The 13,479-nt window shown below is 63.2% G+C and carries 8 protein-coding genes; 3 read left to right on the forward strand and 5 right to left on the reverse strand.

Annotation, left to right across the window (positions count from 1 at the left end; all coding sequences use genetic code 11):
- Positions 1-116: 116 nt before the first annotated feature.
- From SJI03_RS10310 to SJI03_RS10325, 4 genes are all read right to left on the reverse strand, one after another.
- Positions 117-575: a hypothetical protein gene (locus SJI03_RS10310; protein WP_322427103.1), complete on the reverse strand. Its 459-nt coding sequence runs from the start codon at positions 573-575 to the stop codon at positions 117-119.
- 193 nt (positions 576-768) lie between these two features.
- The gene (locus tag SJI03_RS10315) at positions 769-2,847 is read right to left on the reverse strand and encodes a TonB-dependent receptor (RefSeq protein ID WP_322427104.1); all 2,079 of its coding nucleotides are present in this window, start codon (positions 2,845-2,847) and stop codon (positions 769-771) included.
- Between the two features lie 96 nt (positions 2,848-2,943).
- Positions 2,944-3,339 (reverse strand): DUF2946 domain-containing protein, encoded by a 396-nt coding sequence (locus SJI03_RS10320; RefSeq protein WP_322427105.1) that lies wholly within the window; start codon positions 3,337-3,339, stop codon positions 2,944-2,946.
- 55 nt (positions 3,340-3,394) lie between these two features.
- A complete protein-coding gene (locus SJI03_RS10325; protein ID WP_322427106.1) occupies positions 3,395-5,539 on the reverse strand; it encodes a TonB-dependent receptor in 2,145 nt (714 codons plus the stop codon).
- A 245-nt stretch (positions 5,540-5,784) separates the two neighbouring features.
- Between SJI03_RS10325 and SJI03_RS10330 the strand changes: the two genes are divergently transcribed.
- Complete coding sequence (locus SJI03_RS10330; protein WP_322427107.1) at positions 5,785-9,231, forward strand: DUF748 domain-containing protein; 3,447 nt, start codon at positions 5,785-5,787, stop codon at positions 9,229-9,231.
- Between the two features lie 72 nt (positions 9,232-9,303).
- On the opposite strand, the gene SJI03_RS10335 is transcribed toward SJI03_RS10330, so the two are convergent.
- On the reverse strand, positions 9,304-11,745 hold the full coding sequence (locus tag SJI03_RS10335) for a membrane-bound PQQ-dependent dehydrogenase, glucose/quinate/shikimate family (protein WP_322427108.1): 2,442 nt from the start codon (positions 11,743-11,745) through the stop codon (positions 9,304-9,306).
- Between the two features lie 327 nt (positions 11,746-12,072).
- On the opposite strand from SJI03_RS10335, the gene SJI03_RS10340 reads away from it, so the two are divergent.
- On the forward strand, positions 12,073-12,699 hold the full coding sequence (locus SJI03_RS10340) for a hypothetical protein (RefSeq protein ID WP_322427109.1): 627 nt from the start codon (positions 12,073-12,075) through the stop codon (positions 12,697-12,699).
- 127 nt (positions 12,700-12,826) lie between these two features.
- Positions 12,827-13,453: a response regulator gene (locus SJI03_RS10345; protein WP_099376983.1), complete on the forward strand. Its 627-nt coding sequence runs from the start codon at positions 12,827-12,829 to the stop codon at positions 13,451-13,453.
- The last annotated feature ends 26 nt before the right edge of the window (positions 13,454-13,479 follow it).

A 13,479-nucleotide genomic window follows, 5' to 3' on the forward strand; every position in this document is an offset into this window, starting at 1 on the left:
GCTCGTGAAGGAACAAGCCATGATTAGACCGCATCCGGGCGCCGCTGGCAAACGATGCTTGGTCAGGCAATGGATGACCAGAGGTCATCTGTGATGCCGCGACAGAAAAAACCAGGCTATTCGCTAGGAGCAAGAGTCCTGGATTTTCTGCTGCTCAAGAACGATGCGATGAACACGGCTGGAAAACAGGCCAGCCACAGATAGCATCCGGCACCGAATCCCAGCACTGCATAGGAGCCATTATCACTGGGAATTGTCTTGATGCCAAAGGCTGTCAGTGCCAGCGCAAAGCCAAAAAAGGCGGCCACCTTGGCGGCACTTGGCTTCTCTTTCGAGAAGTACATGGCAAAAATAAGCAGCGGATTGGCAAACCAGGCAAAACTGCCAGCCAGCGGCCCTAACCAGCCGAGCAATAATACGCCCCCACCCAGCAAGACTTCGTGGGAGTCCACGATTGCCGTCAAGAACAAGGATGCCACATACGCGACAACAGTCAGGGACAGCACGATGGCGGCGGCATCGTCGCCAAGCAGTTTACGGGGAAAAATACTTATCTCCTTTGGTTTACGCGGCACGGAGCCAGCTTCCTACCCGCACAGGCCTCGCTATCGCACCTGGACGGCACATGCCGGCAACAGGACGCCAGCATAACAAATTAGCAAGAAGAAACATACGCACATTGTCACGACCACCTGGCTTTCGCCTATGCGGTGAATTCGGCAGGCGCCTTCCACCTGCCGCAACGGCAGCTGGAAGGCGCCATTGCTGTTAGAACGTCAGTTGCAGCCCCAGATCAATCGACCGGCCCTCGGCCGGCAAGGCTTGCAGTGCGCCGCCGTTCGCCTTCAGGCCCGACAGGTACACGCCACCGAGCGGGTCCGCATACGCGCGGTTGAACAGGTTGCTGACACCGGCGCTCAGGCTGGCCATCTTGTTCAATGCCACGCTGCTGCGCAGGTTGACGAGCGCATAGCCGCCCGTCTCCGGCTCGAAGCGGCGCGCATCGACCTTGTCCTTGCGGGCCACGATCCTGGTCTCGATGCGGTTGCTCCAGGCGCCCAGCTTGTGCTCGACGGCCAGCAAGGCGTTGAACGGCATCATGCGATACAGCTCGCCACCATCGCTGCGCTTGCCCCGCGTGTATGCGGCGTTGCCGCTGGCCATGAAGCTGCCCCAGCGCGCGCTTCTGGCTAACGGCAGTTGCCATGCCACATTGGCACCGTACAACTTGGCGTCGTGGTTGGCAAAGCGCAGCAAGTTGCCATTCGCACCCATTTTCATGTATGGGTTGAAAGACGCTAGCACGTCGACATCGATGTAATTATCGACCTTGCTGTAGTAGGGATTGACGCGCAGGAACCAGCCCTCCTCGCCGCCACCATGCCAGTCTGCCGTGAACGCGGCCGTATAAGCCGTCTCGGGTTTCAAGTCGATATTGCCCACATAGCCGTTGCCGTCGCCAAACCAGTTGGTCATGGTCATGGCCATCGAGCCGCGGCCCCAGGAATAACGCTCGTACAGGTTGGGCGAGCGCACCTTGCGCGCCAGCGCGAATTCATAGCTGCTGGCAATATCCGGCGTGAAGGTAGCTTGCGCCGAGGCATCAATATTCGTGTCGCGCTGGCTGCGGCTGCGCGCATTGAAAGCCCTGGCGGCCATCACGTCCGGCATGTTCATCATGTTGGTGCCATACGATTGCACGTCGCCCGTGTCCATGCGTACCGATTCGCCGCGCAAGCCCAGCACGCTCGTCCAGCGCGCATCGTGGCGCGTTTCCAGCTCGCCAAACAGCACAGTGCGGTCGCGCTTGCCATCGTTGATGTTCAGATAGGTGCGCGGCCCCATCATCATGGAACCAGGCACGGCGGGCCAGTAATCGTCGAGGCGGAAGCCATGCCACTCCTGGCCCAGGCGCAACTCGCCCGCAGCCATTGGCAGGCTGGCCATCAGCGCATAGCCCGTGTTGCGCCCATGCGTGATCATCGGCATCGTGCCCGCGCGCTCGGGCGTGAAAAAGCCCATTTCATGGTCCGTCTGCTGCCAGTAGGCACGCGCATCAAACACACCCCAGGCAAATGTGCCCTGGTAAGCCAGATTGGCGAACTGGCCATGGTTGTCCGTCATGTCCATGTACTGGTTGGGGAAACCCTGGTACGGAATGTGCTGCACGCCGGCGCGCAGGGTCAGCTGCTGTCCATCGCGTTTCGCCGCCAGCACGATGGACTGGTTGATGCTTTCAACCATGCTGGCCAGCACCTTGTTGCCGTGACCATCTTCATAGCTGTGGCCGCGGGTGTAAGCGCCGCTGTAGCCGACGCTCAAGGTGTCGCTGGCGGCCGAGGCATTCACGCTGGTCGCCACGCTGTTGTTGACGCTGCGCCCCGACACGGCAAAGCTGCCTTGCGTCAGCAGGCCCGCGCCGGGCTGGGCGAACACGGGCGCGTTCGATTGCACCTCGATAGTGCCGGCGATGCTGTCGCCGCCCGCGCTGACGGGTGTCACGCCGGCGATCAACTTGATGCGCTGCACCTGCTGCGGGTCGATGTACGACAGCGGCGCATTCATGTGATTGGCACAGGCGGAAGTCAATTCCATGCCGTCGATGCGGATCTTGATCCGGTCATCGGCAAAGCCATTGACGACGGGCAAGCCGGATACGCCGCCGCCTGCCGCCACGCTGTAGCCGGGTGTGCTGCTGAGCATATGGGCCGTGTCGGCGGCGGGACGGTAGCCGTCACCGATGGCTGTCACGATGACTTTCATCTCGGGAAGAACAACTTCAGTGCGCGTTTGCGCCACGGCAGGCATGGCGATGGCGAGGGAAATCAATATCGGTAAATGTTTCATGGTGCTGCTTTCAGATTCTGTAGAGGTAAAACGAACAGGCGCAAGCGCAGCACAGCACATTGCCGCGCGGCACAAGGCAGTTCAGGAAAGGACAGATCAGAAAGCGGCGGGCGGACCGCGGGGTTGGACGGGCGTCCAGGCGAACAGGGGCGTGGCGGATTGGTAGAACAGCGTGGGCAGCAAGCCCGTGATGAGCTCGCCGGAAGCAAGCACGAGGGTCGTGGGCGGCACGTCCAGGGTGGCCGCATGCATGCTGCAGCACGGACAATCGCCCATGCGCATGCTGCCCTTCGAGGTATCGGGTGCGTCCGTGGAGAGTGTTGCGGGCAGCATGTTCATGCCGCCCGCCACCGAGCAGATTTCCAGGCTGGGCACGGCCAGGCCGCTGGCGACCGTCAGCGCGCGCGACACCGTAGGGGCGAGCGTAGCCAGGAAGATGGCGATACACGCGATCCACAGGACGATGCCGGCCTTGCTTTTGCTGATGAACATGGCAACATTGTATCAGCGCAAGGCCCCTGCGCACAGGGCGCAAGTCAAACCTTGCTTACAAATCCACCTTCATCGACAGCTTGATGGCACGCGGCGCGCCGGACGCCAAACGCGTGCCGGCGCCGGCCCAGTAGCGCTTGCCGGCCGCATTTTCCACGTTCAGCTGCCACACGACGGCCTTGTCCAGCACGCGGCTCGCATAGCGGGCGCCGGCGCTGAACAGGCTGACGCCACCTAAGAAGGCCTGGTTCAGGTCGTTGACGGGACGGGCGCTGTAGTAATACGCGCCGCCGTTGACGGACAGGCCAGGCACGGCGTCGAACGCGTAAGCGAGAAAGGCGCTGGCCGTGCGCTTCGACGCGTTTTCCGGCGCCTTGCCGTTGTAGTCCGCATTGATGTGCGCAAAGCGAGGGTCGAGGAACTGGGCCGACGTTTGCCACGACAGCTGGCGCGTCAGCTTGCCTTGGGTCGACAGTTCCAGGCCACGGTAGCGCTGTTCGCCATCCGACGTGAACACATTGCTGGCATTCGTATAGTAGCCGGGGCGCGTGATGTCGAACAAGGCGGCGGACAGCAAGGTGCCGCTTGGGGTCAGCCAGCGCGCACCCAGTTCTTTCTGTTTGCTCACGCCGGGCGCCATCTTGACGCCCTGGTTGACGGTACCCGTCGGACCCGTTTCGCCCTCTTCCAGCCCCCGCGCCGTGGAGGCGTAAAACGACAGCTCGGGCGTGGCCTTGTAGATCAGCGAGGCCATCGGCGTCGTCTTGCTGACATCGTAGTGGCTGGCGCCCTGGTCGCTTTGATAGCTGCTGCGGCGCACGCCGATGACGCTTTGCCATTGCGGACTGAAGACCATGCGGTCGAGCGCGTACAGTCCAGTGTCGCGCGTATCCAAGGCGGCCGTCGTCGGCGCCGTCGGCTTGGGACCGAACACGACATTCGTCACGGGGACGGGGTTGTACAGGTTTTGCGAGGCGATCGTGTAATTGCTCTGGTAGATAGCATCTTGCGACTTGTCCGTGCGCGACGCGCCCAGGGTCAGTTCGTGGGCGATGTAGCCCGTGTGGAAATTGCCGGCCAGTTCCGCGCGCAGCAAGTCCGACGCCGTCACGCTGTGCTGGATATTGCCCGTAATGCGGCCCGCGCCCGTGGCCAGCGCCGCCGCATTGTTCAGGCGGAAAATGGCCAGGCGGCGGTCGCGCGCCGTTTCCGAGTGACCCGCTTCCACCGTCAGGGCCCAGCCATCCGTAATGGCGTAGTCGGCGCGCAATTGCGCGTTTTTCGTTTGCGCCTCGAAATACGACCAGTCCGGGCCGATCAGCTTGCGCGGATCGACGGCGCGCGGCAAGCTGATCACGCCTTTCACGGCCGTGGGCAAGGCCACGCCCGCCTGCTCCGTCACCTTGCGGCGGTCGTATTCCAGGTCCGCTTTCAACAGCAGTTTATTGCTCACGCGCCAATCGAGCGCCGTGGAGAGAAAGCGGCGGTTGCCATTGCCGACATGATCCAGGTAGGAGCCCAGAGTGCCGCCAGCCGCATTCACGCGCACACCGAATTCCTGCTGCGCGCCAAAGCGGCGGCCCACGTCGACATTCGCCACGGCACTGCCACGGTCATCGAGGCTCAAGCCCATGCTCGTGACGGGCTTGCTGCCGGCCCGCTTGGTAACGAAATTGACGACGCCGGCCGGCGACGTAAAACCGTAGTACAGGGCCGAGGCGCCCTTCAGCACTTCCACCCTTTCCTTGTTTTCCATGGGCACTTGCGAGAAGTTCATGATGGGCATGGAACCGTTGAGGCGATAATTCGTGCGGTTTTCCACGGCGATGCCGCGTATCACCAATTGATCCCACGTCTCTCCCCCGTTTTGCTGGCGCGTCACACCGGCCGTATTGCGCACGGCGTCGTACAGGCCGGAGACGGCTTGCTGCTCCAGCAATTCGCGCGTGATCACGTTGACGGTCGACGGCACGTCCATGATGCTGGCGCCGCGAAAGCTGCCCGCCTCCGTGGTGAGCGGCACCAGGCCTTGCGCGCGCGCCCCTGTCACTTGCACGGCTTGCATGACTTTCTCATCGCCAGCCGTCAGGTCGTCCTGGCCGCTGGCCGCATCGGCCGCCAGCACGGCGTGGGAAGCGAAGGCCAGCGACAAGGCTGCGGCGACTGGAAGTAAGCGGGTGCGAGGAGAGACGACAGGCATGACATCGGGCTTTCAATGAGAAAAAATGTACGAATGGAAACTTACGGTTAGCAGCCATGATACCGATAATGAGAATCATTATCAAGTAAAGGTGAATATGTGTGAGTTTTATAGAGGAAACAAAGCCACCTAAGCGCCTGTTATCACTTGAACACGTTTGGATTTTGCAGACGAGGCCGCAAAGAGGCATACTGACAGTCACGGCGTGCAAGATGTGCCGCCCAACAAGATTAAAAGGTCAGTTCGTGAACACAATCGACAACAAAAGCGTGCAGACGAAAACATTTCGCTGGAAACGCTGGCAGCGCTGGGCCGTTGGCACAGGCTGCGCCCTGGCCGCCTACAGCGCGGCTGGCTTCTGGCTGGTGCCCTACGTCATCAAAAACCAGTTACCCAAATTTGCCGAGAAAGAACTCGCGCGCCAGGCCAGCATCGGTGATGTGCGCTTCAACCCGTTCACCTTGCGCCTGGAAGCAGACCGGATCGCTTTCAGGGAAGCGCCCAGCGCAAACAATGCGCCGCTGCTGTCCATCGGCGCCCTGGCCGTGCAGCTGGAATGGAAATCCATCGTGCGTCGCGCCTGGAGCCTGGCGGAAATCCGCATCACGGCGCCACAGACTCATTTGACCATCACGCCGGACGGCAAGTTCAACCTGGCCGAAGTGCTGGCCACCTGGCAACGCAAGCATCCGGAAAAGAGCGAAGGCGGCATGCCGCGCCTCGTCATCGCTCACTTTGCGCTGGAACAAGGCAAAGTGGATTGGCAAGACCAGAAGGCGGGCTATGCGGATAACTTCACACCCATCAACTTTACGCTCGACAATATTTCCACCCTGCCCGACGCCAACGGCAGCTATAGCCTCAGCGCCGATGCGGCGCGCGGCGGCAAGCTGCACTGGCGCGGCACGGCCTCGCTCAGCCCGATTCGTGGCGAAGGCGAACTGATACTGAACGATGCCTCCCTGCCCGGCCTGGCCGCGTATTTGAAAGCGTACACGCGCGCGCTAGTGACCAGCGGCAAGCTGTCGGCGCGCCTGCCCTACGCCTTTTCGTATGCCGACGGCAAGCTGGAAGCAACCGTCAAAGGCGCGGGCCTGGCCTTGCGCGACCTGGCGCTGGTGCAAGACGGCAAGGGCGCGCCGTTTACCTCGCTGAGCACCCTGGGCATTGCCGGCGTGAACGTGGATCTGGCGCGCCAGAACGTCACGGTGGATAAAATCAATCTGTACGGCGGCAAGGTGGCCGTGCGGCGCGACAGCAAGGGCGAGATCGACGTGGCGAACCTGATGCTGCCGGCTAATCCCGCGCCAGCCGCATCGGCCACCGCCGCACCCGCCGCACCAGCCAAGCCTGGCAAGTGGAAGGTGGACTTGAAGCAGCTGGCGCTGGCCAACGTGGACGTGTCCGCCATCGATGAAACCGTCTCGCCGGCCCTGCAATTGAGCGCGAAACAGTTGCAACTGCAGCTGCAGCTGGGCTTGCAGCAAGGTCCCGCGGGCATGGCCACCATGATCGACGGCGCCAGTTTCAGCCTGGCCGATCTGGCCATGCAACGCGGCGCGCAAACGCCGTTCAAGCTGGCCCAATTGGGTTTTACGGAAGGCAAGATCGACCTGGCGGCACATACCGTGCACCTGGGCGCCGTGACAGCCAGCGGCGCGCAGATCGACCTGGCGCGCAACCGCCACGGCGAATTTGCGATTGCACAAAAGCTGCCCGTGTTTGCCTCCGGCAAAGCCGATGCGGGCAAGGACGAACCATCCGCGCCCTGGTCCACCAAGGTAGACAAGGTAGAACTGAGCAAGTTCGGTGCCCGTTTCGACGATGCGGGCACTGGCATCAAGGGTACCTTGCAAGATGCCCGTCTGTCGCTGCACAACGTCAGCAACGATATGAAGCAGGCGCTGCCGTTCGAACTGGGCGTGGGCCTGCGCGAAGGCGGCTTGCTCACGGCCAACGGCAAATTCGTGCCAGGCACGGGCGCCGTCGATGCGCAACTGAATTTGAAACAGCTGACCCTGGCACCCGTGCAACCCTTGCTGGCGCAGCACATCAAACTGAAACTGGCAGGCGGCTCGCTTTCGGGCAGCGGCCGCCTGACGACAGGCGGCGGCGCGCCGAAAGCGCCGAAAGTACGCTATGAGGGCGGCGTGGATATCGCCGGCCTCGTGCTCAATGAAACGGATGGCAAGCGCTTCGCCTCGTGGAAAAGCGTGCGCGCCGACAAGCTGACGGCCAGCGTGGGCCCGGATTTTATCGACATCCCCGAGCTGCGCGTGGTGGAACCGAACGCCCAGCTGATCATCGAAAATGACCGCAGCCTGAACGCGCAGCGCCTGCTGGTGAAGGTGCCCGAGCCTGCCACCGCTCCGGCGCCTGCCGCCGCCACGCCGACGGCCGACGCCGCCTTCCCCGTGCGCGTGCGCCGGGTACGCCTGCAAAACGCCAAGCTGGACTTTGCCGACCTCAGCTTGCGGCCCCAGTTCGCCGCCAAGATCTATGAACTCAATGGCGTCGTCACGGGCCTGTCGACGAAACGCGATGCGCGCAGCCAGATCGAACTCGACGGCCGCATCGACGAGTTCGGCCTGGCCCGCGTGCGTGGACAGCTGAACCCGTTCGCCCCGACCGACAACACGGACTTGAACGTTGTCTTCAAGAATGTCGACATGGTCTCCGCCTCGCCGTACACGATGAAGTTCGCCGGCTACAAGGTGGCCGAAGGCAAGATTTCGCTGGACTTGCAATACAAGGTGCGCAACCGCCAGCTCGACGGCACCAACCAGATCGTGCTCGACAAGCTGACCCTGGGCGAGCGCATCGACAGCCCGGACGCCCTGAAGCTGCCGCTGGAACTGGCGCTGGCCATCCTCAAGGATAGCGATGGTCGCATCGACCTGGGCCTGCCCGTGTCGGGCGACATGAACGACCCGCAATTCAGCTATGGCGCCCTGATCTGGAAAGCCGTGGGCAATGTGCTGACGAAAATCGTCACGGCGCCGTTCCGTGCGCTGGGCAACTTGCTGGGCATCAGCGCCGACAAGCTCGAATCGATCGATTTCGATGCGGGCAGCGCCGTGCTGCTGCCGCCCGAACGGGAGAAAATCAAGCAGGTGGCGCAAATCCTCGCCAAGCGCGAGCAGCTGAAGCTGGCCGTGCCTGGCCAGTACAGCGATACGGACGCGGCCGCCCTGCGCGCCCAGGCAGTGCGCCGCGCCGTGGCCGCCAAGGCCGGCATCAAGCTGGAAGCGGGAGAGGAACCGGGACCGTTGAACCTGGGCGAACGCAAGATACGGGGCGCCCTGCGCGACCTGTACGGCGAACGCTTCGGCAAGGCCGAGCTGGACAAGCAGAAAAAGGCGGCGGAGTCGGCTACGCCTGCGGCAACGGCGGCCTCCGCTCCGGCGGCAAAGATCCCCGTCCTGCAACGCCTGGGCAAGCTGATCGAGGGAGAGCCGCAAGTAGCCGACACGGGCGCGTTCTACAACGGCTTGCGCGAGCAGCTGGAAGCCAAGCAGCCCCTGCCTGCCGACGCCTTGAGCAAGCTGGGCACCCAGCGCAGCGCAGCGATTCTGGCGGCCCTGCAGCAGGACGGCACGCCGGCGACCAGGGTCAGTGCGGGCGCGCCGGAAAAAACGGAGGCCGCACCGGGCAAGCTGGTGGGCTTGAAGCTGGGATTGGCGGCGCAATAAGCCAAAAGCAAAGTGCCGGGGTCGGCCCATCAGGATCCAACCCCGGCACTTTCCGCCTTACCCCTATTCTCCCTACTTTTTCTTCTCCACCGCCGCATCCGGCAAGGCAAATGCCACCAGGCTATCACCCATCTTCGTGCCCAGCGAACCGTGGCCGCCGGCCATGACGACGACATATTGCTTGCCCGTCTTGTCGGACACGTAACTCATCGGCGTAGCTTGGCCGCCTGCCGGCAGACGGGCTTTCCACACGGTCTTGCCGTTGCGCACATCGTAGCCGCGGATGTAGTAGTCGAGCGTGCTGCTGAGGAAGGCCACGCCGCCGCCCGTGGTGCTGATGCCGCCCAGGCTGGGCACGCCCAGCGGCAAGGCGATGGGCACGGGGGCGCTGTCGCGCGTGGTGCCGTTCTTGTGCATCCACACTTTTTTCATCGTGCGCAAGTCGACAGCGGCGATATAGCCCCACGGCGGCGCCTGGCATGGGAAACCCAGCGGCGACAGGAAGGGCTTGATTTCCACGGCAAACGGCACGCCCGTCTGCGGCTGCAAGCCCATTTCCGAGCCCGTGCCGCCCTTGGCGTTCGCTTGCGCGCGCGGCACCAGGCGTTCCAAAAAGCCCATGTAGTCTGGATTGACCAGCAACAATTGACGCACGGGATCGACGGCCGCCCCGCCCCACTCGAAGATGCCGAGCGGGCCCGGTGAGATGATGGCGCCCTTGATCTTGCCTTCGGCCACGGTCTGCGGCGTGAACGGCCCTTCATAGCGATGCTGGCGGAAGATGATGCGGCACGCCAGCTGGTCGAACGGCGTGGTGCCCCACATATCCGTTTCGCTGATGTTTTTCTCTGGCAAGAAAGTGAGGGCCGAGAATGGCTGCGTGGGCGACAAGCGGTCGCCGGGAGCCGCGTTGGCCGTCGGCACGGGTTTTTCCGGTGCCGGCACCACCAGGCTGCCATCGCGGCGGTCGATCACGTAGATATCGCCCCGCTTGGTCGTGGCAACCACGGACGGAACCTTGCCTTTTGGCGTGTCGATGTCGACCAGGGTCGGCTGGCCGCCGATATCCATGTCCCAGATATCGTGGTGCACGGTCTGGTAGACCCAGCGTACTTTACCGGTCGCCAGGTCCAGCGCGACGATGGCGCTATTGTATTTTTCGCCATGGGGATTGCGGTTGCCGCCCCACGTGTCGGGCGTTTCATTGCCCATCGGAATGTACACCATGCCCAGCTTTTCATCGACGCTGGACACGCCCCAGGAATTGGGCGAATTGTTGGTGTAGGTCTTGCCATCGGCAATCGGCGCCGTGTCGTCGGGGTTCGAGGCATCCCAGTTCCACATCAGCTTGCCCGTGACGGGATCGTAGCCGCGGATCACGCCGGACGGCTCTTCCGTGGAAAAGTTGTCGGTCACGCTGGCGGCCATCACCACCACGTTCTGCGCCACGGCCGGTGGCGACGTCGGCATCAAAAAGCCCCGCTTCTTCATGCCCATGCCGTGGTACAGGCCGATCACGCCGTTTTCGCCAAAGCTTTTGCACGCTTCGCCCGTATCGGCATTCACGGCGATCAGGGTCGCATCCATGGTGGGCGCGAGGATGCGGCGCGGGCACTCCATGCCGGCCGCCTCGGGCGCCGGGTCGCCCTTGGCGCGGCCCGCGTTGACGTCCCAGTAGGCCACGCCACGACAGATCATGTGCTGGTAGCTCGATGCGTCGCGGTTGATCTTCGGATCGTGGCGCCAGATCTCCTTGCCCGTATCCGGATCGAGCGCGATGACGATGTTATGCGGCGTGCACAGGTACAGCATGCCGTTTACTTTCAGCGGCGTGACTTCGTTGGCGATCTCGCCCGGATCGTTCGGCCCCTTGAAGTCGCCCGTGTTGTACACCCACGCCTGCTTCAGCTGCGCGGCGTTGGCCGGCGTGATCTGGGCGGCCGGCGCGTAGCGGTCGCCATAGCCGGAGCGGCCATACGCGGCCCAATCATTCGGCGCCACGCCGGGCGCGAAATCGCCTTGCGGCGCGGCCGCCATGTTCTCGGCCGGCACCTCGCCGTGCAAGGTGTAATAGTCCTGGAACAGCGAGAACACGCCCACGGCGGCCGTCAGCACCACGGCGGCCGTCAGGGCGCTCTTGCCCGCGTCGCGCGGTTTCGCCCCGGCCGTCAAGGGCGGATCGAGGCGGCGGTCGACGAACGGCAGCAGCAGCCAGACGGCAGCGGCGAACCAGATATCGAGGCGCGGCAGCAATTGCCACCAGTCGAATTTCACTTCGATCACGGACCAGATCAGGGTGGCGAACAGCAGCAGCGCGAGAAACAGCTGGGCGCTGCGCCGCCCCTTCCACACGAGCGCGCCCGCGATGAGCATGCCGATGCCGGCCACGACGTAATACCAGGAACCGCCGAGGCTGACGAGCCAGGCGCCGCCGCCGGCAAGCGCCAGGCCCAGCAAGATGAAGAGGACTGCGGTGATGACAAGCAAGGGTCCAGGCCGGGCAGAGGCAGTCATGATGCTCCTTCACAAGAGTCAGTCGGCGGCACGCGCCTGCGCACCGTATTTGATGGCGATCAAGGAAATTGCATTTTTTCACTAATTGACAAAGCGTGCCACACGCCAGAACGCCCGCTGCATGCCGTGTGGCTTTTTATACACGAGCTGAGCGTCCAGTCCGCCACAATCATTTTGTTTTTTATGAAAAAAATTAAATCAACTAAATAAACAACAAATTTCTCGAATAAAACGATTTTTTATCATAAAATGAAAAGCATCGAAGCCAAGCATTTCTGATCAGCCATCACGCAGGATCACTCGCATAGACCGCACTGGAGCACCGACATGAACGCCTTCCTTGCCATCCACCCCTTCCTGCGCTGCGAAGACCTGTCGCTGATGCGTCCGGCGCTGGCGCTGGCAGGCCTGCTGTTGCTGCTGGCCGCCCTGCTCTGGCGCCGCACCCGCTGGCGCCAGGCAGGCTGTGCGGAGCCAGCCGATCTGCACCAGTTGCTGCAAACGCGCAGGGGGGTGCCGCCGACCAAAGTGGCTGACAGCGCACCGCCGCCGCAAGCGCCCCTGACGCCGGGCGCGCCGCCATTCGAACCGGCCCGCCTAGACGCCATGTTCGGCCACGACCGGCGCCTGCAGGGCGAGATTCTGGCCCTGTTCGTGGCCGAGTCGCGCGACCGCCTGGCCGGAATCGCCCATGCGCTGCGCTGCGAGCGGGCTGCACCGGCGCGCGTGCTGGCGCAGGAGCTTCTCGACGGCAGCCAGGCCATGGGCATGCTCCACTTGCAGGCGCTGGCGCGCCAGGCCGTGCATGCGGGCTTTTCCAACGATATCGGAGCGCTGCACCGCCTGCACGCGGAGCTGCTGATGGCGCTCGATGCGCTGTCGCAAGCCGTCACGGCCCTGCAAACGGGCGCGGTGCTGGCCGACGATCGCAGCGGCGTAGAAAGCCGGCCATGAGCGCGCGCCAGGCCCCGGTCCGCTACACTCATGTTTTTAGTGAATTCATCTAATTCGTTGAAATTGATTTCTTGAGCGCGATTGCGTATCATTCCCTACAACTTCATCCGCGACCATAGAGCCCATCATGCACACTGCAGACGTTTGCACCACCCAAAAGGCCGCCGAAATCCTCGGCATCTCGGTCACCTCGGTGCAGCAACTGGTCGAGGCCGGCGCGATCGAAGCCTGGAAGACCAAGGGCGGCCACCGGCGCATTCCCCTGGCGGCCGTCGAGGCCTACAAGGGCAATCCCGGCCAGCCGGGCCAGGACCAGCGCGCGGCACGCGCCAACCGCCCCGCCCCGTCGGGCCGCCCGCCCTCGATTCTGGTGATCGAAGACAATCCGATCGAGCGCGCGCTGTATGAAAAGCAGATCGGTTCCTGGGGCTTGCAGGCAAGCTTGCGCTTTTGCGAAAACGGCTACCAGGCGCTGATGGAAATCGCCCGCGACCAGCCCGACATCCTGCTGGCCGACATCATCATGGAAGGCATCGACGGCTACGAGGTGATCCGCACCATCCTGGCCGACCCGTTGCTGGCGGACATGCACATCGCCATGCTGTCGAGCCTGACGCCGGAGGAACTGGAAGAACGTGGCGGCGTGCCGCCCGGCGTGGTGTTCTTTGCCAAGCCCGTCAATTACGACGAGCTGCGCGGCTATCTGCGCGCCTGCTGCGCCGGCCATGCGCGGCGCAACAGCCTGGCCGCCTAGCCCGCCACCGCAGTCCCTCGCCACGG

Source organism: Janthinobacterium sp. GMG1, assembly GCF_034427795.1.
Taxonomy (GTDB): domain Bacteria; phylum Pseudomonadota; class Gammaproteobacteria; order Burkholderiales; family Burkholderiaceae_D; genus Janthinobacterium.

Bases quoted from the DNA above. Each gene is read 5' to 3' on its own strand.
- SJI03_RS10315 (WP_322427104.1), bottom strand. From the start codon at position 2,847: ATGAAACATTTACCGATATTGATTTCCCTCGCCATCGCCATGCCTGCC.
- SJI03_RS10320 (WP_322427105.1), bottom strand. From the start codon at position 3,339: ATGTTCATCAGCAAAAGCAAGGCCGGCATCGTCCTGTGGATCGCGTGT.
- SJI03_RS10325 (WP_322427106.1), bottom strand. From the start codon at position 5,539: ATGCCTGTCGTCTCTCCTCGCACCCGCTTACTTCCAGTCGCCGCAGCC.
- SJI03_RS10335 (WP_322427108.1), bottom strand. From the start codon at position 11,745: ATGACTGCCTCTGCCCGGCCTGGACCCTTGCTTGTCATCACCGCAGTC.
- SJI03_RS10340 (WP_322427109.1), top strand. From the start codon at position 12,073: ATGAACGCCTTCCTTGCCATCCACCCCTTCCTGCGCTGCGAAGACCTG.
- SJI03_RS10345 (WP_099376983.1), top strand. From the start codon at position 12,827: ATGCACACTGCAGACGTTTGCACCACCCAAAAGGCCGCCGAAATCCTC.